A 22,214-nucleotide genomic window follows, 5' to 3' on the forward strand; every position below is an offset into this window, starting at 1 on the left:
GGCTCAGTCCGTGAGGTCCCGCACGACGGTGTCCGCGAGGAGCCGGCCACGCAGCGTGAGGACCGCGCGGCCGCGGATCGCGCTCGCTCCGTCGAGCAGACCGCTCGCCACGTGTCCCGCGACCGCGCGGCGGGCCCGCGCCGAGAGCACGGACAGGTCCAGCCCGTCGCGCAACCGGACGGCGAGCATGACCTTCTCGAGCTGGGCGGCCTCGTCGTCGAGCACCTCCTGGCCCGCGGCCGGGCTGAGGCCGGCGTCCAGGCGGGTGGCATAGCGCAGCGGGTGCTTGGCGTTCCACCACCGCAGACCCCGGGTCCCCGGCGCGTCGGAACCGAGGTAGGAGTGCGCCCCCGGGCCCAGCCCCCACCAGTCCTCACCGCGCCAGTAGGCAAGATTGTGCTCGCACGCCGCGACCCGGCCGTCGACCGTGCGCGCCCAGTTCGACACCTCGTACCACTCGAGACCAGACGCCGTGAGCAGCTCGTCCGCCATCTCGTACTTCGCCGCCTGGTCGTCCTCGCTCGGCAGCGCCAGCTGCCCGCGGCGCACCTGCGCGGCCATCTTCGTGCCGGGCTCGACGACGAGCGCGTACGCCGAGACATGGTCGACGCCCGTGGCGAGCGCGGCCTGCACGCTCGTGCGCCAGTCCTCGAGGGACTCCCCCGGCGTCCCGTAGATGAGGTCGAGCGAGACGTCGAGCCCGGCCTCGCGCGCCCAACGCACGACGTCGGGGATCCGGCGCGGGTCGTGCGTGCGCTCCAGCGTGGCCAGGACGTGCGGGACGGCGGACTGCATGCCGAACGAGACCCGGGTGAAGCCTGCGTCGGCCAGGGCCGCGAGCGACTCGGGCGTCACCGAGTCGGGGTTCGCCTCGGTGGTCACCTCGGCGCCCGGTGCGAGTCCCCACGCCCGGCGCACACCGTCGAGCATCCGGACGAGATCGCCCGCGGGCAGCAGCGTGGGGGTCCCCCCGCCCACGAACACCGTGGAGACCTCACGTGCGGGGAGTCCCGCGGCGTCCATGACGCGCGTCGCGAGGTCGATCTCCTGGAGCACGGTGCTCGCATAGGCGTGCTGGCTCGCGCCCCCGCCCAGCTCGCTCGCCGTGTAGGTGTTGAAGTCGCAGTACCCGCACCGCACGGTGCAGAACGGGACGTGCACGTACACACCGAACCGCCGGTGGTCCGCGCCCTGCGCGACCCACCCGGGGAGTGCGCCGTCGTCAGGGACCGGGTCCCCGTCGGGGAGTGCGGGGCTCACTTCTTCTTGTCTCGGCTCTCCGTCTGCTCGGACGTCAGGGCAGCGATGAAGGCGTCCTTCGGGACCTCGACCGTGCCGATGGTCTTCATGCGCTTCTTGCCCTCCTTCTGCTTCTCGAGGAGCTTGCGCTTGCGGGAGATGTCACCGCCGTAGCACTTGGCCAGGACGTCCTTGCGCATCGCGCGGATCGACTCACGCGCGATGATGCGCGCCCCGATGGCCGCCTGGATCGGCACCTCGAACTGCTGCCGTGGGATGAGCGCCTTGAGCTTGCCCACCATCATCACGCCGTACGCGTAGGCGTTGTCCTTGTGCACGATCGCGCTGAAGGCGTCCACCTGCTCGCCCTGGAGGAGGATGTCGACCTTGACGAGCGCCGCAGCCTGCTCTCCGATGACGTCGTAGTCGAGCGACGCATAGCCCTTCGTCTTCGACTTGAGGTTGTCGAAGAAGTCGAAGACGATCTCGGCGAGCGGCAGCACGTACCGCATCTCGACACGGTCGGTCGACAGGTAGTCCATGCCCTGCAGCTCGCCGCGCCGGGACTGGCACAGCTCCATGACGGACCCGATGAACTCCGACGGGGCGAGGATCGTCGCCTTGACGATCGGCTCCCGCACCTCACCGATCTTGCCGCCCGGGAACTCGCTCGGGTTCGTCACCGTGACGACCGACTTGTCGTCCATCGTCACCTCGTAGATGACGTTGGGCGCCGTGGAGATGAGGTCGAGGTCGAACTCGCGCTCGAGGCGCTCGCGGACGATCTCGAGGTGCAGGAGGCCCAGGTACCCGACGCGGAACCCGAACCCGAGCGCCACAGACGTCTCGGGCTCGTAGACGAGCGCGGCGTCGTTGAGCTTGAGGCGGTCGAGGGCGTCCCGCAGCACCGGGTAGTCGGTGCCGTCGACCGGGTAGAGGCCGGAGAACACCATCGGCTTGGGGTCGCTGTATCCGCCCAGAGCCTCGGCGGCAGGCTTCGCGGCGTTCGTCACCGTGTCGCCGACCTTGGACTGGCGGACGTCCTTGACGCCCGTGATGAGGTACCCGACCTCCCCGACGCCGAGTCCCTTCGTGGGGATCGACTCGGGGGACGTCACGCCGATCTCGAGCAGGTCGTGGGTCGCGCGCGTCGACATCATGACGATGCGCTCGCGCGGGCTGAGGTTGCCGTCGATGACGCGGACGTAGGTGACGACCCCGCGGTAGGTGTCGTAGACGGAGTCGAAGATCATGGCGCGCGCCGGTGCGTCGGGGTCGCCGACCGGGTGCGGGACGAGCTCCACGATGCGGTCGAGCAGCTCGGTGACGCCCACGCCCGTCTTGCCCGAGACCCGCAGGACGTCGTCCGGGTCGCCGCCGACGAGACCGGCGATCTCCTCGGCGTACTTCTCGGGCTGCGCCGCCGGGAGGTCGATCTTGTTGAGGACCGGGATGATCTGGAGGTCGTTCTCCATCGCGAGGTAGAGGTTCGCGAGCGTCTGCGCCTCGATGCCCTGGGCGGCGTCGACGAGGAGGACCGCACCCTCGCACGCCGCGAGGGACCGCGACACCTCGTAGGTGAAGTCGACGTGCCCGGGGGTGTCGATCATGTTGAGCGCGTAGGCCGTCGGACCGGACGGCCCGTCGACCTGCCACGGCATGCGCACGGCCTGGGACTTGATGGTGATCCCGCGCTCGCGCTCGATGTCCATCTTGTCGAGGTACTGCGCACGCATGTCGCGGGAGCTGACGACGCCGGTCAGCTGCAGCATGCGGTCCGCGAGCGTCGACTTGCCATGGTCGATGTGCGCGATGATGCAGAAGTTGCGCAGCAGCTCGGGCGCGGTGGCCGCGGGCTGGATCTGCGCGAGATCGGCTGCTGAGGAGATGGAGGTCACGGGCCCCATTCTCCCACGACGCCGGGGCGCGCTCCGACTTCGAGCACGCCCCGGCGACCTCTGCGACGACCTCGCCGACGACGGTGCGACGGGTCCCGCGTGGTGTCAGTGGTTGGTCACCGCCTTCTCGGAGCCGGCGCCCGTGAGGGAGCGGACCTCCATCTCGGCGTACTTCTCGAGGTCGGGGCGCTCCTTGCTCGTGAGGGTCCCGATGATCCCGAGCAGGAACGCGAGCGGGATGGTGACGAGGCCCGGGTTGTCGAGCGGGAACCAGTGGAAGTCCACCGCGACGTCCTTGATCATCGACGCGCTCGTGCCGTCCGGGTTGAGCTTGCCGGAGACGACGGGCGAGAAGGCGATGAGGATGAGGCACGAGGCCAGTCCTCCGTACATGCTCCACAGGGCGCCGCGGGTGTTGAACCTCTTCCAGAACAGCGAGTAGATGATGGTCGGCAGGTTGGCGCTCGCGGCGACCGCGAAGGCGAGCGCGACGAGGAACGCGACGTTCTGCCCGTTGGCGAAGATCCCGCCGATGATCGCGAGGAGGCCGATGACCAGCACGGTCATGCGTGCGACACGCACCTCTGCGTCAGGACTCACCTCGCCCTTCTTGATGACCGACGCGTAGATGTCGTGCGCGAAGCTGGCCGCGGCGGTGATGGTCAGCCCCGCGACGACGGCGAGGATCGTGGCGAACGCCACCGCAGAGATGACACCCAGGAGGATCTCACCACCGAGCTCGAACGCCAGGAGCGGCGCCGCGGAGTTCACGCCGCCGGGTGCGTTCGCGATCACGTCCGGTCCGACCAGTGCGCCCGCCCCGTATCCCAGGACGAGGGTGAAGAGGTAGAAGATCCCGATGAGCCAGATCGCCCAGACGACGGACCGCCGGGCCTCCTTCGCCGTCGGGACCGTGTAGAAGCGCATGAGCACGTGCGGCAGGCCTGCGGTCCCGAGGACGAGGGCGAGCGCGAGGGACAGGAAGTTCAGCTTGGAGGTCTCGCTCCCGCCGTACTGGTTGCCGGGCTCGGCGAGGGCGGGGTTCCCGGCGGTGTCGATGGCGCCCTGGATGAGGCTCGAGAGGTTGAAGTCGAAGTTCCACAGGACCCAGACCGTCATGATGCCGGCACCGGCGATGAGGAGGATCGCCTTGATGATCTGCACCCACGTGGTGCCCTTCATCCCGCCGACGAGGACGTAGAGGATCATGAGCGCCCCGACGACGGCGATGACCACGCCCTGGCCGAGTGCCCCGTCGATGCCGAGCAGGAGCGCGACGAGGCCGCCAGCGCCAGCCATCTGGGCGAGCAGGTAGAAGAAGACCACCGCGAGCGTCGAGATCGCGGCGGCCATCCGGACCGGGCGCTGCTTGAGGCGGAAGGACAGCACGTCCGCCATCGTGAACTTGCCCGTGTTGCGCAGCAGCTCTGCGACGAGCAGCAGCGCCACGAGCCAGGCGACGAGGAAGCCGATGGAGTAGAGGAAGCCGTCGTACCCGTTGATGGCGATGGCCCCGCAGATGCCGAGGAAGCTCGCGGCGGACAGGTAGTCCCCCGCGATCGCGGTGCCGTTCTGGGGTCCGGTGAAGTTCCGACCCCCGGCGTAGTAGTCGGCGGCTGTCTTGTTGGTCTTCGAGGCACGGACGACGACGACGAGGGTCACGGCGACGAACGCGAGGAAGATGGCGATGTTCACTGCCGGGTTGCCGATGTCCTCGGACGCAGCCAGCACGGTGGTGGGGGTCATGCGGCGTCCCGTCCTTCGATGGTCTGGCGGAGCTCGTCGGCGATCTTGTCCTGACGCTTGTTGGCCCAGTTCGCGTAGATCATGGTGATGGCGAACGTCGTGACGAACTGGCCGAGGCCCATGAGCAGCCCGACGTTGACGTTGCCCCATACCGGGGTGCTCATGAAGTCGTGCGCGTAGTCGGCGAGGAGCACGTACAGGAAGTACCAGCCGAGGAAGAACGCGGTCATCGGGAACACGAACGATCGGAACCGCCGGCGCAGGTCCTGGAACTCCGGGCTCTCCTGGACGCGTTGATAGTCGGTCTGGGTCATCGGCCGGTCGCTGTCGACCGTTGCCCGGTGCTGTCCCTGGGGACCCGCGTCATCAGGAGCGGTCGGGGGTGATTCGGACATCGCGCCTCCCTTGCCTCGTGCGCAAAGCACCTTTACTTCACGCGACGTACACAATGTGTCGTACGTCACTGTTCATGGCAAGCCCTCTCAGCCCGGCCCGCGTCCCGGCGGTCGTCGCAACGGCCGTCGTACAGTGCGGACATGATCCGTCGTGGCCTCCGCGCCCTGCTCCGCCGCCGCACGGCGCTCCGGCCCGCTCCCGCCCCGCAGGCGGCAGGACCCGCCGGGACGAGCGCTCCCGCCGACCGCGACCGCCGCACCACCACGCCGGCCGGCCGCCCCGCATCGGGCACCTATCCGGGCGACCACTCAGGGCCGGTGACCGTCGAGTACTCCCCCGAGCTCGACGGCGCCCCGGACCCTGGCGAGGTCGTGTGGACGTGGGTGCCGTACGAGGAGGACCACTCCCGGGGCAAGGACCGACCCGTGCTCCTCGTCGGCAGGGACGGTCCGTGGCTGCTCGGCCTCATGCTCACGAGCGTCGACCACGACCGGGACGCCGCAGACGAGGCCCGGTGGGGCCGACGCTGGATGGACGTCGGATCGGGGCCGTGGGACCGCTCGGGGCGGGAGAGCGAGGTCCGTCTGGACCGGGTCCTGCGGGTCGACGCCGACCAGGTGAGGCGAGAAGGAGCGATCATGGAGCGCCGCCTGTTCGACAGGGTCGTCGCAGGGATCCGCAGCAGATAGAGGGCGTTGCCGCTGGCACCGACTCGTCTGGTAAACTTACCGATCGCGTGTCCGCCCGGGTCGGCGGGCAGCATTCCAGTACCTCTCCACGGGTTCCCCACCCCAGTCCCGGTGCTGGAAACGCCTTCTACGACCTGTCAGATCGCTTCGGCGAACACACAAGAGAGTCCTCACGTGGCTAACATCAAGTCTCAGATCAAGCGCATCGGTACCAACGAGAAGGCGCGCCTGCGTAACAAGGCCGTCAAGTCCGAGCTCAAGACGCACGTCCGTCGCGTTCGCGCGGCGGTCGCCAGTGGCGACAAGGAAGCTGCTGCCGCTGCTCTGATCACTGCATCGAAGAAGCTCGACAAGGCGGTGTCCAAGGGAGTCATCCACTCCAACCAGGCCGCTAACCGCAAGTCGGCTCTCTCGAAGGCCGTCAACGGCCTGTGAGTCTCCCGTCCCGGTGATCCCTCGCGGTCGTCGGAACACAACGAAGGCGCTACTTCCCGTGTCGGGGTGGCGCCTTCGTCGTGTCCGGGCTCAGCGGTTCCGGGCTCAGCGTCCGGCGCTGCGCGCCACCCTGAGGACCGCCCGCTCGACCGCGAACACCGGGTCGCGGCCCGCGCCCTTGACCTCGGCGTCAGCCTGAGCGGTGGCACTGATCGCGGTCGCGAGCCCTTCCGGTGTCCACGACGCGAGGTCCCGTCGGGCCCGGTCCACCTGCCAGGGCGCGAGGCCGAGGTCGGCGGCGCTCGTCCCCCGCCCGCGGAGCCCCGCGACCTTCGCGAGCGTGCGGAGCTTCATCGCGAGGGCTGCCACGAGCGGCACGGGGTCCGCTCCGGTCGCCAGCGCATGCCGCAGCAGCGCGACGGCCTGACCCGCGTCACCGGCCACGGCCGCGTCGGCGACCCGGAAGCCCGTCGCCTCGACCCGCCCGCCGTAGTACTTCTCGACCGCGGCCTCGTCGATGGCTCGCTCGGAGTCGGAGACGAGCTGCCCGCAGGCCGCAGCGAGCTCCCGCAGGTCGTTGCCGAGCGCCTCGACGAGCGCCCGGACCGCACCGGCGGAGGCCCGCCGACCCGCGCGCCGGAACTCCGCAGAGACGAACGCGATCTTGTCCGTGTCCTTCTTCACCGGGTCGCACGAGACGACCGGCGCACCCGAGGCCCGCACGGCGTCGAGCATCTTCTTGCCCCGCACCCCTCCGCGGTGCTCGACGACGAGCCAGACGTCCGGCGCCGGGGCGTCGACGTACGCGGCGACGTCGGTGAGCAACGCGTCGCTCGCCGTCTCGCAGCCCTCGAGCACGACGATGCGTGGCTCGCCGAACAGCGAGGGGCTCGTGAGCACCGAGAGCATGCCCGCCTGGTAGCCGGCGGCAGGCACGCGGGTGCGCTCGGTGCCGGCGTCCGCCTCGCGGGCGAGCTGCGTGAGCCGCTCGACGGCGCGGTCGACGAGGAGCCCCTCCGTGCCGTGCACGAGCACGACGGGCGCGAGCCGGGCCTCGTCCCACGGGAGCCCGGCGGGCTTGGCGGAGGACGTTCGGGCACCGGGACGGCGGGAGGGGGAAGCCATGCCTCGATCGTGTCACGAGCACGAGCCCGCGACCAAGGTGTCGGCGCCCCGGACGACGAGACCGAACGTCCCGCAGGTGTCCGTCCGCACCACGGCGGCGCCCGTCCCCCGGTAGAGCGCGAGCGTGTCCGCGTGCGGGTGCCCGTACGTGTTGTCCTCGCCGGAGCTCACGAGCGCGACCCGCGGGGACAGCAGCCGGGCGAGGTCGGCGTCCTGGGTGCGCGACCCGTGGTGGGCGACCTTGACGACGTCGACCTGCCCGTGGCCCGCCGCCCGGAGGGTGGCGAGAAGTGCTCGCTGACCACGGTCCTCGAGGTCGCCCAGCGCGAGGACGCTCAGGTGCTCCGTGCGCAGTGCGACGACGACGCTGCCGTCGTTCGCTCCCCCGTCCTCCTCCTCGGAGCGGCCGTCCGCCGTCGGGACGACAGTGCCCGCGGCCGGGGCGGTGGGCGAGGCCGGCGCCACGACCTGCCAGCGGACGCCGCCCACGTCACCGCCGAGCCCGGCCGCTGCCGTCGTCACCGGCGCTCCCGCGGCGTCGAGTGCCCGGAGGGTCCGCGCCGTCTGGTCCGCGGGTTCCTCGACAGGGCTGACGAGCACGGCACTCACCCCGCGTCCGGCGAGAGCGTCCTCGATCCCGCCCACGTGGTCCTCGTGGAAGTGCGTGAGGACGAGCAGGTCGAGGTGGGTGATGCCCAGCTCGTCCAGGCACCGTCCGACTCCACCGTCCTGCGGACCCACGTCCACGACGAGGGCGTGGCCCGGGGAGGTCGGGACGACCATCGCGTCACCCTGCCCGACGTCGCACACGACGACCTCGGCCTCGTCCGACCAGGCAAGCGGGGCACCGGTCGTCCGTCCGACGACGTCAGCGAGCCACGGTGGCCGCAGGAGCGCGGCACCGAGGACGAGTGCGGACACCGCGGCGAGCACGACGAGGGCGGGACCGAGCGGTCGCAACGCAGCCCGGACCGGCCCGCCGGTGGATGCTGACCGCTGGCTGCTCAGCCACCCCGCGGACCTGGGACGGGTGGGTGAGCTCGCGAGTCCCACGACGAAGAGACCTGTCCGCACCGACCACCACCAGTGCTGCCAGCGCGCCGCGACGAGCAGCCCGGCGACGGTCGCTCCCGCGAGCAGGGCGACACCGGGGACTCCCCCGACCCACGGCACCCGGGCCAGCGGCGCGGCGGCGAAGAGCTCGGCGACCTCAGCGATCCACCACGTCGACCAGCTCGCCACGTGGGCCAGCGCCGTGGCTGCGGACGGCCAGACGGGGGCGAGCAGCGCGCCGACGACGCCGAGCACGGTCGCCGGGACGAGCGCCGGGGCGGCGAGCAGGTTCGCGGGGACCGCGTAGAGCGAGACGGACGGGTCGAGCAGGACGACGACCGGCGCGCACGCGAGCTGAGCGGCGAACGGGACTGCGACGGCAAGAGCCAGCCACCGGGGCAGGACGCGTGCGAGCACCCTCGCGACGGGCGGCGTGCCGAGCACGAGGCCGGCCGTCGCGAGCACGGAGAGTGCGAAGCCGTAGGACCGGGCGAGCCACGGGTCGACGAGCAGCAGCACGACGACGGTCACGGCGAGCGCGGGCACGGCCTGCCCGGGGCGGCCGAGCACGATCGCGAGCAGGGCGACCGCACCCATGACCGCGGCTCGCAGCACGCTCGGCTCCGGGTGCACGAGGAGCACGAAACCTGTCATGACGGTCCCCGCCACGACCACCCGGGCGCCACGTGGGACACGGAGCACCGCGCAGAGACCGAACACCGCCGCCGCGATGATCGCGAAGTGCGAGCCGGACACGGCCGTGATGTGGGTGAGGGACGTGACGACGAGTGCGTCGTCGAGCGCCGGCGGGAGCATCGTCGTGTCGCCGACAGCGACGCCCGGCACGAGTCCCCGCCCTTGTGGGCTCAGGCCCTGCGTCGCATCCATGAAGGCCGCGCGCATGTCGTTCGTCCCACGGGTGACCGGACCAGGTGGCGCGACGTCGCGGAGCTCGCTGCCGTCGCCGGTTGCCCGGACACCGAGGATCGCGGCAGACGCGTCCCCGGGACTGGCGGCGCGCACGGTCCCCCGCACCGCGACGGTGGACCCGTACTCGGCCTCGAGCAGCTCCTCCCCGCCCATCACCCGTACCGGTGCGGCTGCCCGCGACCGCTCCCGCTGCGCACCGGCCCCGACCTCGACGGCCCGCACGTCGAGGTCGAGCCAGTAGCGCGCCTGCCCGCCGAAGCCGGACGCCATCGGTGACGCCCCGGAGGCCACGACACCCTCGAGGACGAGCGTGCGGCTGGGCGCTCCGTCGCCGCTCACGTGAGCCGTGATCGGTGCCCGTCCGTGCCACTGCCCGACGACGGCGGCGGACACGCACGCGACGACGCAGGCAGTGACCGCGAGGTGCACGACGAGGGCGCGGGGCACGACGGCGGGACGAGGCGCGCGGCGGGGATCGTGCCGTCCTGCCACGGCGCACGCGCTGACCGACACCGCTGCGGCCACCACTCCCACGGCGGCGGCCGTCCCCGGCCCGCGGGCGACGAGCACGAGGGCCGCGAACCACCCGGCGAGAGCACCCGGCACGAGCCGTAGATCGAGGGAACGCACCGCCTCAGACCGTCACGAGGTCCCGGACAGCACCGAGGACCGACGGGCCGATGCCCGAGACCTCGCCGAGGTCGTCGACCGTGCGGAAGCCGCCGTTCTCCGTGCGCCAGGCGATGATCCGCTCGGCCAGGGCCGGGCCGATGCCAGGCAGTGTGTCGAGCTCCTCTGCGCTCGCGACGTTGATGTCCACGAGCCCACCGCCTGCGCCGCCCGCTCCCCCGGTCGCGCCCCCACCGCTCGTGCCCCCGCCAGGCGGGGCGCCGCCCCCTGGAGCGGCAGGAACCACCTCCCCGGGCAGCGGGACGTGGATCTGCTCGCCGTCCACGACGACCCGGGCGAGGTTCACGGCGCCCGTGTCGGCCGCGTCCGTCACGCCACCTGCCGCATCGAGGGCGTCAGCGACGCGTGCGCCCGCCGGGACCTCGACGACCCCCGGCGCGTGGACCTGCCCGACGACGTGCACGAGCACGGCCGGTGCGTCAGCAGCGCCCGGAACCCCGGCTCCTGGCAGAGCGTCCCCCGGTGCGGCCGCTCCGACCCCGGCCACGTCGTCGCCTTCGAGGACGGGCCCCGCGGCGACGTCCGTCGTGTCCTGCGACGCGGCCGCCTCCGGGTCGACCTCTGTCAGCGAGACAGCATCCCCGCTGGACCTCACGACGTCCAGGACGACGAGCACACCGGTCAGGGCGATGAGGACCACCGCGACGACGAGGCCCACCCGGGCACCCAGCGCCCAGCGACGCCGGGTCGCCTCGCGCGCGACGAGGCCGTCGTGCTCCATGGGGTGCCCGTGCGCGGCGGTGTAGGCCGTCGAGACCGACTCGACGAGCCCGGAGACGGACCGCAGCCGCGCGGGCGGGCCGGTCTCGCTGTCCGGCTCCGGGCGACGTCGTACCTCAGGCTCGCTGATCATCCCGGCACGCTAGGTGCCGCCGGTCAGCGTCGGCTTCGCGCGCCGCTCAACCTGTGGACCGCGCTACGCCCGGTCGTCGCTGTGGGCGGGCTCCTGCGACGTGATGAGCGCGAGCAGGCCCGGACCGACGTGCGCACCGAGCACGGCACTCACCGGTGAGACGAGGACCTCACGCCCCGTCGCCTCCGTGATCCGGTCGGCGCACGCCCGCACCGCGGTCGGGTCACCGAGGTGGTGCATCGCGAGCCGCACGTCCGGGTGCCCTTGCGCTGCCTCGATCCCCGCAGTCACGAGGCGCTCGACGACGGCCGCCCGGGACCTGATCTTCTGCACCACCTCGATCCGGCCGTCGCGCAGGCCCAGCACGGGCCGCAGGCCCAGCGCCGTGCCCACGGCGGCCGCGGTAGCACTCAACCGGCCACCACGCCGGAGATGGTCGAGCGAGTCCACGACGAACATCGCACGCCCGGAGCTCGCCGTCCGCAGCGCGAGGCGGGACACGGCGTGGGGCTCCGCCCCCTGCGCCGCCTCCCGGGCAGCGGCGAGCACGGCGAAGCCCAGACCCATCGCGACGGTGCGGGAATCGATGACCTCCACGGGGACGGGGCTGCTCCGTGCCGCCAACGCGGCCCCGTGGACGGTGCCGGACAGCTCACCCGAGAGGTGGATGGACACGACGTGCTCGGCGCCGTCGTCCGCCGCAGCCTCGTACGCCTCGGAGAACGCGCGCGGCGACGGCTGCGACGTCGAGAGCGTCGACCGCGCCGCGATCGCCCGGTCGAGGTCGTCGGGCGTGAGGTCCACTCCCTCGAGGTGCGGGACCCCGTCGACGGTGACCTGGAGCGGGACGACACGCACCCGCCACCGCTCCACGAGGTCCGCGGGCAGGGACGCGGTGGAGTCGGTCACGACGTGGACGGTCCGCGGAGGAGGGGCGCTCGACATCACGGCCCCTCCCCCCGGTCGGTCCGCCTCCGGGTGGTCACGCGGGGACGACGTTCACCAGCTTGGGTGCCCGCACGATGACGGTCCGCACGTCGCGCCCGTCGAGGCTCCGCTGCACACCGGCGTCGGCGAGAGCCAGCGCGCGCAGGTCGTCGTCGGAGATGCTCGGGGCCACGTCGGCACGCCCACGGACCTTGCCCTGGACCTGGAACACGCACGTCACCGTGTCCTCGACGAGGTACTGCTCGTCGGCCACCGGGAACGCCACATGGGCGATCGAGCCGGTGTGGCCGAGGCGAGCCCACAGCTCCTCCGCGATGTGCGGAGCCACGGGAGCGGTCATGAGGACGATCGCCTCGGCCGCCGCGCGCGGCACCGACGCCAACGACGTGAGGTGGTTGTTGAGCGTGATGAGCTTCGCGATCGCGGTGTTCGACCGCATGTTCTCCATCTCGACGCGCACGTCGGCGATCGTGCGGTGCACGAGGCGCAGGGTCGCGGTCGACGGCTCCTCGTCGGACACGACGAGCTCGCCGGTCTCCTCGGAGACGATGTTGCGCCACAAGCGCTGCAGGAACCGCTGGGACCCGACGACGGCCCGGGTGTCCCAGGGGCGCGAGACGTCCAGCGGACCCATCGACATCTCGTACACACGGAACGTGTCCGCGCCGTAGGCCTCGTACATCTCGTCGGGCGTCACGACGTTCTTCAGGGACTTGCCCATCTTCCCGTACTCACGCTGCACGGGCTGGCCACGCCACGTGTAGACCGGGCTTCCGTCCTCGCCCAGCGTCTCCTCGACCTCGGACGCCGTGACGTACTGGCCACGCGCGTCCGTGTAGGCGTACGCCTGGACGTACCCCTGGTTGAAGAGCTTGTGGAACGGCTCGACGCTCGAGACGAACCCGAGGTCGAAGAGCACCTTGTGCCAGAACCGCGCGTAGAGAAGGTGCAGCACGGCGTGCTCGACGCCACCGACGTAGAGGTCGACGCCGCCAGCGACCCCGACAGTGGGGTTGTGGTTCGGTCCGAGCCAGTAGGCGTCGAGCGCCGGGTCGACCGGAGCCGTCGCGTCGGGCGCGTTGTTCGTCGGATCGAGATAGCGCAGGTAGTACCAGCACGACCCCGCCCAGTTGGGCATGGTGTTCGTGTCGCGCCGGTAGACGCGCGGTCCGTCACCGAGGTCGAGGGTGACCTCGACCCAGGCCTCGTTGCGCCCGAGCGGCGGCTCCGGGGACGACTGGGAGTCCTCGGGCTCGTACGTCCGCGGCGAGAAGTCAGGCACCTCGGGCAGGTCGACGGGCAGGGCGGAGTCCGGCAGGGCGATCGGCTGGTCGTCGTCGCCGTAGACGATCGGGAACGGCTCGCCCCAGTAGCGCTGGCGGCTGAACAGCCAGTCCCGCAGGCGGTAGGTCACGGTCCCGGCGCCTGCACCGGTCGACTCGAGCCACTCGATCATGCGGTGCTTGGCCTCAGCGACCGTCAGCCCGTCGAGGCTGAGCTCGTCGTTGGAGGAGTTGATGATCTCACCGTCGCCGGTGCGGGCACCCGGGGCATCGGGGTCCGCTCCAGCGGCGGCAGCGACCGTGTGCACGACGGGGAGCTCGAACGCCTCGGCGAACGCGTGGTCACGCTCGTCACCACCGGGGACGGCCATGATCGCCCCGGTGCCGTACCCCATGAGCACGTAGTCGGCCGTGAAGACGGGGATGAGCCCGCCGGTCACCGGGTTCTGCGCGAGCACGCCGGTGAACACGCCCGTCTTCTGCTTCGCGTCGATCTGCCGCTCCACGGCCGTCTTGGCCGCGGCGGCCCGGCGGTACGCGGCCACCGCCTCGACCGGCGTGGCGTGCCCACCGGTCCACGCGTCCTTCGTCCCGGCCGGCCACTGGTCGGGGACGGACGTCTCGAGCAGGGGGTGCTCGGGGGCGACGACCATGAACGTCGCACCGAAGAGCGTGTCCGGGCGGGTCGTGAAGACCTCCACGGAGGCGCCCTCCCCACCGCCGGGCACCGGGAACGTCACGTGCGCGCCCTCGGAGCGACCGATCCAGTTGCGCTGCATCGCCTTGACCTTGTCCGGCCAGTCGATGAGCTCGAGGTCGTCCGCGAGGCGGTCGGCGTAGGCCGTGATCCGCATGTTCCACTGACGCAGGTTCCGCTGGAAGACGGGGTAGTTGCCGCGCTCGGACCGACCGTCGGAGGTGACCTCCTCGTTCGCGAGCACCGTGCCGAGCCCGGGGCACCAGTTCACCGGAGCGTTCGACACGTACGCCAGACGTTGGTCGTTGATGACCTCGCGCTGCTCCGCCGGCGTGAGGTCGGACCATGCTCGTCCGTCAGGCGTCGCACGCGTCCCGGCCGCGTACTCGGCCTCGAGCTCGGCGATCGGCCGGGCGCGTCCCAGACCACCGTCCGCGCGCTGCGCCGTCTCGTCGTACCAGGAGTTGAAGATGCGCAGGAAGATCCACTGCGTCCAGCGGACGTAGTCGGAGTCGGTCGTCGCGAACGACCGGCGTGGGTCGTGACCGAGACCCAGGCGGCGCAGCTGGCGCTGCATGTTGGCGATGTTCTGGTCCGTCGTGATCCGCGGGTGCTGGCCCGTCTGGACGGCGAACTGCTCGGCGGGCAGACCGAACGCGTCGAACCCGAGGGTGTGCAGGACGTTGTCTCCGCTCATCCGCCGGAAGCGTCCGACGACGTCGGTCGCGATGTACCCCAGCGGGTGCCCGACGTGCAGGCCCGCACCGGAGGGGTACGGGAACATGTCCATGACGAAGAAGCTCGGCGTGGCTGGGTCCGCGTGCGCACCCTCGCCGTCGGTGAGACCGACAGGGTCGGCTGCGTAGAACGTGCCGCGGTCCTCCCAGTGCTGCTGCCAGCGCTGCTCGATCTCGGCGGCGAGAGCGGCCGTGTAGCGGAAGGCTGGCTCGCCCGGCCCGGGGGCCGCGCTGCGCGCGTCGTCGGGAGTGGTGCGAGCGTCTGTGCTGGGGGAATCCTGCGTGGTCACCCGTCGGAGTTTACCGCCCCGAGCACCCGGTCAGCCGCGCTGGATGTGGTCCGCGATCGCCGGGTAGAGCCCGATGCACACCCATGCCACGACGGCGAGGTAGAGGACGACGAGGACGACCGAGCGGTTCTTCACGAGAGTCGACCGCGTGCGCTCGGAGACGCGGACGTGCCGCTCCTGGACCGCGTAGGTGAAGGTGTACCAGGCCAACGGGATCACGACCGCCCAGACGACCATGCAGTACGGGCAGAGCTTGCCGAGCACGGCGACGGACGTGTGGATGAGGAAGACGACGAGACCGAGGGCCGCGAGGGTGCCCGTGAGGAGCGACAGCCAGTACCACCGTGGGAGCCGGGCGCCCGTGAGCAGCACGACGCCCGTGGTGACCACGACCGGGAACGCGCCCACGCCGATGAGCGGGTTCGGGAAGCCCAGCAGGCCCCCCTGCCAGGAACCCATGGCAGCGCTGCAGTCGAGGAAGATGTTGAGCGAGCAGCTCGCGACGTGGTCGGGGTCGAGGAGCTTGAGGTACTTCTCCACCGCGAGGGCGAGCGATGCGGCGAACCCGACGAGCCCGAGGACGACGAGCAGCCACCCCATGCGCCGCGGGGAGATCTCGGTCAGGCGCGCGAGCGCGTCACCGTCGAGGGCCTCGTCGTCTCCGTGGTCGTCGTCGACGAGGAGGGCGCCGTCGCCGTCCGAGGCCGTGCCACGGTCCAGGTCACTGCCGGTCACGAGCGTCTCCTTCGGTCAGCGTGCTGGATCGAGGATATCCGGTGCGACCCGCGGGAGCCTCTGCCGGCCCACGGCGAGGACGAGCGCGAGCCCCACGACAGTCATGACGACGCCCACCCATGCGAGGGAGAGGTACCCCCAGCCGGCGGCGATGACGAGGCCCCCGACGAACGCGCCGTTCGCGTTGGCGGCGTTGAGCGCAGAGTGGCACAGCGCCGCGCCCAGGGAGGGTGCCGCCGGCGAGAGGTCCATGAGCCGGGCCTGGAGCGCGACGCTGAGCACCTGCGACGTCGTCCCCAGGGCCACGAGCGCGAGGACCGCTGCGACCGGGTGCGCCCCGACGAGCGCGAACGCCGCGAGGCTCACCGCGGTGCTCGTGTACCCGACGTACACGGCGCGCATGACGTGCAGGTCCACGAGCCGGCCGCCGACGATCACGCCGAGGGTCATCCCCACACCGAAGAGCGCGAGGACGGCGGGGACGGATCCCTCGGACAGGCCCGTGACCTCGAGCAGCGTGGGCTTGACGTAGGAGTAGACGGCGAAGAGCCCGCCGAAGCCGACGGCGGACGCGACGAAGAGGATCCACAGCGGTCCGTTGCGCAGTGCCGCCAGCTCACCGCGCACGCTCGCTTCCCTCGGTCGCGGGATCGCGGGCAGGAACGACACGAGGAAGACGACGGTGACGAGCCCGAGCAGGCCCACGGCGACGAAGGTGGCACGCCAGCCCAGGTGCTGTCCGAGCCAGGCCGACAGGGGGACCCCCACGATGTTCGCCACCGTGAGCCCGGCCATGAGCATCGCGACGGCGAACCCCCGGCGCGCCACGCCGACGACGGCGGTGCCCAGGACGGCTCCGACACCGAAGAAGACGCCGTGCGGGAGCGCGGACACGAAGCGCCCCACGAGCAGGAGCTCGAGGTTGGGCGCCCATGCGGAGAGGAGGTTGCCGACCGAGTAGCCGACCATGAGCCAGACCGCGAGGGTCTTGCGGGGGACGCGGGCGGCGAGGACCGTGATGAGCGGCGCGCCGACGACCACGCCGAGCGCGTAGGCGGTGATGGCGTGACCGGCGGCGGGGATGGAGGTCCGCAGCCCGTCCGCGATGTTCGTGAGGATGCCCATCGTGGCGAACTCGGTCGTGCCGATGGTGAACCCGCCGAGCGCGAGGGCGGCGAGGGCGGCGACGGGGCGCACCGCGGCGCGGGCGGCTGGAGCCGGAGCCGGGCTCTTCGCACGGGCGGTCTTCACACGGGCACGACCCACACGGCGTCGGCGGCGAGCAGGCCGAGGTCGAGTCGGCTGGTCGCGGTGCCGTCGTCCCACTCCACGCTGATCGTCCCGGCGAAGTCGCGGCGGTCGACGACCGTCAGGTGGGTGTCGAGACCGAACCCGAGCTCGGCGAAGTACCGCAGCACCTCAGGGTCGGCGTCGGAGATGCGCGCGACGACACCGCGGGTGCCGGCGTCGAGGCCGGCGAGGGTCCGGGCGGCGGGCCGGGGAACGGTGCCGTCCGCGGTGGGGATGGGATCACCGTGGGGGTCGCGGACGGGGTGTCCGAGCCGGGCGTCGATCCGCTCGACGAGGGTGTCGGAGATCGCGTGCTCGAGCACCTCGGCCTCGTCGTGCACCTCGTCCCACGTGTACCCGAGCTCCTGGACGAGGAACGTCTCGAGCAGCCGGTGGCGTCGGACCACCCGCAGTGCCTGGGCGCGGCCTGCGGGGGTGAGCTCCACAGCCCCGTACCGCTGGTGCTCGAGGAGCCCCAGGCCCGTGAGGCGGCGCACGGTCTCGGAGACCGTGGACATGCCGACACCCAGTCGCTCGGCGAGCAGCTTGGTCGTCACCGGCTCGGCCGACCACTCCTGCGCGCTCCACACGACCTTGAGGTAGTCCTGGGACACGGAGGTCAGTTCAGGCGCATCGGTCACGGTGCCAAGCCTAGGACAGTCCGTGCACGAGGCAGCACGGCACGGCCCGACGCCCGCAGACGCCGCCAGCCCGGGAGCTCACACCCTCGACCGTTGTCGCAGGGTCGCGAGGTAGGCGACACCGAACGTGACCCCCTGGGCGAGGACGATGAGTCCCGCGCTCGAGGCGTCGAGGTAGTAGCTGGCGTACATGCCCGCGACGGCGCACCCGACGGCGATCGTCGGTGCGATGACGAGCATCCTCGCGATGCGGTCGGTGAGCAGGAACGCCGTCGCCCCCGGGATGATGACCATGGCGACGACGAGGATGACCCCGACGGCCTGCAGCGCGACGACGACCGTCAGGGCCAGCGCGCCGAGGAGGAGGGCGCTCAGCCGCCGGGGCGACAGACCGATGGCGTGGGCGTGCACGGGGTCGAACGCGAACAGGGTGAGGTCGCGCTGCTTGACGAGCAGGACCGCTGCCGTGAGCACACCGAGCACGACGACCTGACCGATGTCGAGGTCGCTCACGCCCAGGAGGTTGCCGAAGAGGATGTGCGAGAGGTCGATGTGGCTCGGTGTGAGGGAGACGAGCACGAGCCCGATGGCGAAGAGGGAGGTGAACACCACACCGATGACGGCGTCCTCCTTGAGGCGCGTGGTGTCCCGGACGGTCCCGATGAGGGCGACCGCCCCGAGCCCGAAGACGAGGGCTCCGACGGCGAACGGTGCTCCGACGATGTAGGAGAGCACCACGCCCGGCAGGACGGCGTGCGACACGGCGTCACCGAGCAGCGACCATCCGATGAGCACGAGCCAGCAGCTGAGCAGCGCGCACACCGCGCTCGCGACGACGGTGACGAGCAGCGAACGCAGCATGAACTCGTAGGCGAAGGGCTCGCTGAGCCACCCGCCCACCGCAGACAGGACGTCGAGCACCGCGCTCATGCTGACGCCCCCGCACCGAACGCGAGGGCGAGGTTGGCGTCGGTGAGGACGACCTCGGGCGGTCCCGCAGCCAGCACCCGGTGGTGGATGAGCACGACGTGGTCGGCGAGCGCCGGCAGCGCAGCGAGGTCGTGCGTCGAGACGAGCACGGCACCTCCGCGTGCTGTCAGCTCCCGGAGCACTCCGACGACGAGCTGCTCGGACACGCGGTCGACACCGGCGAACGGCTCGTCGAGGAGCAGCACCTGGGCGTCCTGGGCGAGTCCGCGTGCGACGAACGCGCGTCGCCGCTGTCCGCCGGAGAGTCGCCCGATCTGCCGGTCGGCGAGGTCGGACAGCGCGACGCGCCCGAGGGCGTCGTCGACGGCGGCACGGTCCGAGCGTCCGAGCCGGCGCATCGGGCCGAGACGGCCGTAGCGGCCCATCGCGACGACGTCCCGGACCGTGAGCGGGAAGTCCGCGTCGACGGCCTCTGCCTGGGGTACGTACCCGACGAGCCCGGTCCGCCGCGCCCGGGCGGGCGGGAGACCGAGGATCTCCATGGACCCTGCGGCGGGCGCGACGATACCCATGAGTGCCTTGAAGATGGTCGACTTGCCTGCTCCGTTCACCCCGATGAGGCCGGTGATCCCGCCGTTCGCCACCGTGAGGGACGCGCGGTCGAGCGCGGGACGGGTCTCGGTCCCCCGGCGCCCTGACGACGGGTAGGTGTAGCTCACGTCGTCGACGACGATCGCGGCCGGGACGCCGGTGACCCAGCGGTGCACGGTCATGACTCCTCCGTGGGGGTGCCGGCTGTGAGGCCGTCGATGATGAGCCCGACGTCGTACGTCAGGAGGTCGAGATAGGTGGGGACGGGTCCGTCGGCAGCGGAGAGGGAGTCGACGTAGAGCTCGCCGGCGTAGGTCGAGCCGGTCTCTGCCGCGACCTGCCGCTGGGCGCCCGTGGGCACCGTCGACTCGCAGAACACCGCAGGCACGTCGCGGGCCCGGACGGTGTCGACGAGGGCGCCCATGTTCCGGGGGGTCGCCTGCTGCTCGGAGTTCACCGCCCAGAGGTAGGCCTCGTCGAGTCCCGTGTCGCGGGCAAGGTAGGAGAATGCGCCCTCGCAGGTGACGAGCACCCGGCGGGACTCCGGCAGCGCCGCGACCGCCTCCGTGAGCGAGTCGGCGAGCCCGGCGAGCTCGGCGGAGTACCGCTGCGCGTTGGCCCGGTAGTCGGCGGCGTGCTCGGGGTCCGCGTCGGACAGGGCCTCGCCGATGCTGAGGGCGTACTGCGCTCCCACCGTCGGCGACATCCATGCGTGGGGGTTGGGCACGTCCGGCTCGCCCGCTGACCCCGACCGGCGTACCGGGAGGGGCTCGACGACGTCCCCGAGCGTGACGCGGGGAGCGTCGACGCCCGCCGTGAAGTCCGCGAACCACGCCTCGAGGCCGAGTCCGTTCTCGATGACGAGGTCGGCTTCCGCGGCGCGCCGCAGGTCGTCGGGCGTGGGCTCGTACCCGTGGATCTCCGCGCCCTGCTTCGTCACGGACTCCACGTGCACGTGGCTCCCGCCCACCTGCCGGACCATGTCGGCCGTCACGGTGAAGGTCGTGAGCACGAGCAACGCGTCACCCGCGCGCTCGCGGACGTCGGTGCTGCCTGACGGCGCGCAGGCGGGCAGCGCGAGCAGGCTCGCTGCGACCGCCAGCGCGGTGGCGGCCCCCGCTCGGCGCGGGCGGCCACGACGATCGCCGAAGGGCTCCCACAATTGAAAGTTCGGCATACCGAACTTTTACACACGGCATGTGCCCTGTCTACCGGGACACGTGCCATCCAGAGCCGCCGCCAGCACCGGGTCCGCTCAGCCGTCGGTCGCTGCCTCGCCCCCGGTGTCCGGGACGGTCACCAGGCCGGACGTCCCCTCCCCGACCCGCTCGTCAGCGACCGGCGCCGGCCGCGGGAACGCGAGCCGCGCACCCACCTGCGCGCTGCCGTCCGGGCGCACACGCACGACCTGGTAGTCCTGCATCGTGCGCGTCGCCCGATCGAACCGGAAGACCGTCATCTCGGCATCGCCGTTGAGCGGTCCCACCGTCGCCTGGCCGCTGACCGACCCCGCGGTGGACCCGCTCACGTAGAGCACCCCACCGCCGGAGCGCACCGGGCCGAGCCGGGTGTGGGTGTGGCCCGACATCTGCACCGGCACGCATCCCGAGGCGAGCGCCGGCGTACCGACGGCCGGGGTATGGATGAGCATGAGGTCCACGGGCTCGTCGGCCTCGCACGCCACCTCAGCCAGGCGCTTCCCGGCTTCCGCGTAGCTCTCGCCCGAGACCGAGGCTGATCCCTGCCCGATCCGCGTCTCGTGAGGGTCCCGGTCACCGAGGATCCGCACTCCGGCGACCTCGACGATCGACCCGTCGAGCACGACGACGCCCGCGTCCCGCGCCTGCTGGGACGTCTCGGTGCTGTCATGGTTGCCGTCCGCCTGCACCATCCGGACGCCGTCCGGGAGCGCGCTCGCGAAGGAGTCCATGCAGAACCGTTCGACGGACGTCCCGTTGATCGTCGTGTCACCGCCGTTGAGGACGAGATCCGCCCCCGAGAGCCGGGCGGCCGTCGTGATGAGCGGGGACATCCCCGTGTTGCAGTGCAGGTCCGAGACGAGCAGCAGCGTGACGAGGTCGGCCTCCGGCGCATCCTCGTCGCCCGCTTCCGCGGCGCCGCTCTCCTCCCGACCCGGCTCGTCCTCGCGCGTCTCGTCCTCGCCCCCACCGGCACCAGGACCCGCACCGGTGTCGTCGGAGCTGCCTGCCTGACCGACGCTCTCCTGCAGCCGGGCCGTCGCGAGGTCCGTACGCTCGGTCCGTGCCGCCCACGCGGCCGCGAGGTTGCGGTCCGCCCCGGCGTAGAAGTCCTCGTTCTCGCGGTAGACGCTCAAGAGCTGACCGCCGTACGCGTCCACCACGCCGGAGAGTCGCCCGGTGATGCGCGCCCCCTCGAGCGGCGTGCCGGCGAAGACCGCCGACGCCCGCTCGCCCTCGACGTCCGACGAGCCCTGCGCCCCGTCGGTCACGACGACCCCGCCCACGACCGCAGAGACGGTCACGAGAGCCGCGATGGACCAGGAGTGCCGGGTAGCCGCTGCACCGAGCTCCGAGCGGCGCTCGGCACCGAGCAGGAAGTACCCCCCGACACCGACGGCGAGCACGACGAGCATCATGGCGACCGCGCGGCTGATCGCATCCTCGACGAGCGCCCCGGCGACGTAGGAGATCGTCTCCTGCGGCCCGGCGAAGAACTGGAGGTACCCCTGCACGTCGGTGGCGAGCGCGTCGAGCGTCGCACCGGAGTCCACCGACGTGAGGTCGTTCGGGATCTCCTCGATCGTCACGGTCACGCCGAGGCCGCCCGGCAGCGGCGAGTCGAGCGCGACCGTCCCGAGCGGGCCGAGGTCCACCCGCACCTCGGAGTCGACCGTCACCGCGTAGTGCGCGTTGTGCGGACCGAGGCTCGCGTCGGTCGACGCCGTCGTCACCCCGTAGACGAGGGACCCGAGGACCACGACGAGCACGACGAAGGCGATCCGCAACCAGCGGGGTGGGGGCGACAGGTGCACCGCCA

General features: G+C 71.7%; 18 protein-coding genes. 2 read left to right on the forward strand and 16 right to left on the reverse strand.

Going from position 1 to position 22,214, the window contains the following annotated elements:
- Positions 1–3: 3 nt before the first annotated feature.
- The 4 genes from hemW to AC2AXK_RS07800 form a co-directional block, all read right to left on the reverse strand.
- Complete coding sequence (hemW, locus tag AC2AXK_RS07785) at positions 4–1,260, reverse strand: radical SAM family heme chaperone HemW (RefSeq protein WP_484344783.1); 1,257 nt, start codon at positions 1,258–1,260, stop codon at positions 4–6.
- Positions 1,257–3,146: a translation elongation factor 4 gene (lepA, locus tag AC2AXK_RS07790; RefSeq protein WP_484344784.1), complete on the reverse strand. Its 1,890-nt coding sequence runs from the start codon at positions 3,144–3,146 to the stop codon at positions 1,257–1,259. The genes hemW and lepA overlap by 4 nt, the downstream gene beginning before the upstream one ends.
- Before the next feature lie 96 nt (positions 3,147–3,242).
- Positions 3,243–4,883: a solute symporter family protein gene (locus AC2AXK_RS07795; protein ID WP_484344785.1), complete on the reverse strand. Its 1,641-nt coding sequence runs from the start codon at positions 4,881–4,883 to the stop codon at positions 3,243–3,245.
- On the reverse strand, positions 4,880–5,197 hold the full coding sequence (locus AC2AXK_RS07800; RefSeq protein WP_484344786.1) for a DUF485 domain-containing protein: 318 nt from the start codon (positions 5,195–5,197) through the stop codon (positions 4,880–4,882). The genes AC2AXK_RS07795 and AC2AXK_RS07800 overlap by 4 nt, the downstream gene beginning before the upstream one ends.
- Before the next feature lie 222 nt (positions 5,198–5,419).
- Between AC2AXK_RS07800 and AC2AXK_RS07805 the strand changes: the two genes are divergently transcribed.
- Both AC2AXK_RS07805 and rpsT read left to right on the forward strand, forming a co-directional pair.
- Positions 5,420–5,968 carry a type II toxin-antitoxin system PemK/MazF family toxin gene (locus AC2AXK_RS07805; RefSeq protein ID WP_484344787.1) on the forward strand — a complete coding sequence of 183 codons (549 nt, stop codon included), beginning with the start codon at positions 5,420–5,422 and terminating at the stop codon, positions 5,966–5,968.
- Positions 5,969–6,142: 174 nt separating this feature from the next.
- Complete coding sequence (gene rpsT, locus AC2AXK_RS07810; protein WP_484344788.1) at positions 6,143–6,403, forward strand: 30S ribosomal protein S20; 261 nt, start codon at positions 6,143–6,145, stop codon at positions 6,401–6,403.
- Between the two features lie 105 nt (positions 6,404–6,508).
- On the opposite strand, the gene holA is transcribed toward rpsT, so the two are convergent.
- The 12 genes from holA to AC2AXK_RS07870 form a co-directional block, all read right to left on the reverse strand.
- Complete coding sequence (holA, locus tag AC2AXK_RS07815; RefSeq protein WP_484344789.1) at positions 6,509–7,528, reverse strand: DNA polymerase III subunit delta; 1,020 nt, start codon at positions 7,526–7,528, stop codon at positions 6,509–6,511.
- A gap of 12 nt (positions 7,529–7,540) precedes the next feature.
- Positions 7,541–10,141, reverse strand: a complete 2,601-nt coding sequence (locus tag AC2AXK_RS07820) for a ComEC/Rec2 family competence protein (RefSeq protein ID WP_484344790.1) — start codon at positions 10,139–10,141, stop codon at positions 7,541–7,543.
- A 4-nt stretch (positions 10,142–10,145) separates the two neighbouring features.
- Positions 10,146–11,054 carry a ComEA family DNA-binding protein gene (locus AC2AXK_RS07825; protein WP_484344791.1) on the reverse strand — a complete coding sequence of 303 codons (909 nt, stop codon included), beginning with the start codon at positions 11,052–11,054 and terminating at the stop codon, positions 10,146–10,148.
- Positions 11,055–11,117: 63 nt separating this feature from the next.
- On the reverse strand, positions 11,118–11,963 hold the full coding sequence (locus tag AC2AXK_RS07830) for a DegV family protein (RefSeq protein ID WP_484344792.1): 846 nt from the start codon (positions 11,961–11,963) through the stop codon (positions 11,118–11,120).
- 73 nt (positions 11,964–12,036) lie between these two features.
- Positions 12,037–15,009: a leucine--tRNA ligase gene (gene leuS / locus AC2AXK_RS07835; RefSeq protein WP_484344793.1), complete on the reverse strand. Its 2,973-nt coding sequence runs from the start codon at positions 15,007–15,009 to the stop codon at positions 12,037–12,039.
- 30 nt (positions 15,010–15,039) lie between these two features.
- The gene (locus tag AC2AXK_RS07840; protein ID WP_484344794.1) at positions 15,040–15,744 is read right to left on the reverse strand and encodes a vitamin K epoxide reductase family protein; all 705 of its coding nucleotides are present in this window, start codon (positions 15,742–15,744) and stop codon (positions 15,040–15,042) included.
- 15 nt (positions 15,745–15,759) lie between these two features.
- The gene (locus tag AC2AXK_RS07845; protein WP_484344795.1) at positions 15,760–16,995 is read right to left on the reverse strand and encodes an MFS transporter; all 1,236 of its coding nucleotides are present in this window, start codon (positions 16,993–16,995) and stop codon (positions 15,760–15,762) included.
- On the reverse strand, positions 16,992–17,675 hold the full coding sequence (locus AC2AXK_RS07850; RefSeq protein WP_484344796.1) for a metal-dependent transcriptional regulator: 684 nt from the start codon (positions 17,673–17,675) through the stop codon (positions 16,992–16,994). The genes AC2AXK_RS07845 and AC2AXK_RS07850 overlap by 4 nt, the downstream gene beginning before the upstream one ends.
- Positions 17,676–17,753: 78 nt before the next feature.
- The gene (locus AC2AXK_RS07855) at positions 17,754–18,605 is read right to left on the reverse strand and encodes a metal ABC transporter permease (protein WP_484344797.1); all 852 of its coding nucleotides are present in this window, start codon (positions 18,603–18,605) and stop codon (positions 17,754–17,756) included.
- Positions 18,602–19,378, reverse strand: a complete 777-nt coding sequence (locus AC2AXK_RS07860) for a metal ABC transporter ATP-binding protein (protein WP_484344798.1) — start codon at positions 19,376–19,378, stop codon at positions 18,602–18,604. Before AC2AXK_RS07860 ends, AC2AXK_RS07855 begins: the two co-directional genes overlap by 4 nt.
- Positions 19,375–20,373 carry a metal ABC transporter solute-binding protein, Zn/Mn family gene (locus AC2AXK_RS07865; RefSeq protein ID WP_484344799.1) on the reverse strand — a complete coding sequence of 333 codons (999 nt, stop codon included), beginning with the start codon at positions 20,371–20,373 and terminating at the stop codon, positions 19,375–19,377. Before AC2AXK_RS07865 ends, AC2AXK_RS07860 begins: the two co-directional genes overlap by 4 nt.
- 78 nt (positions 20,374–20,451) lie before the next feature.
- On the reverse strand, positions 20,452–22,209 hold the full coding sequence (locus tag AC2AXK_RS07870; protein ID WP_484344800.1) for a metallophosphoesterase family protein: 1,758 nt from the start codon (positions 22,207–22,209) through the stop codon (positions 20,452–20,454).
- Positions 22,210–22,214 lie beyond the last annotated feature (5 nt).

Source organism: Sanguibacter sp. Z6_81, assembly GCF_057180625.1.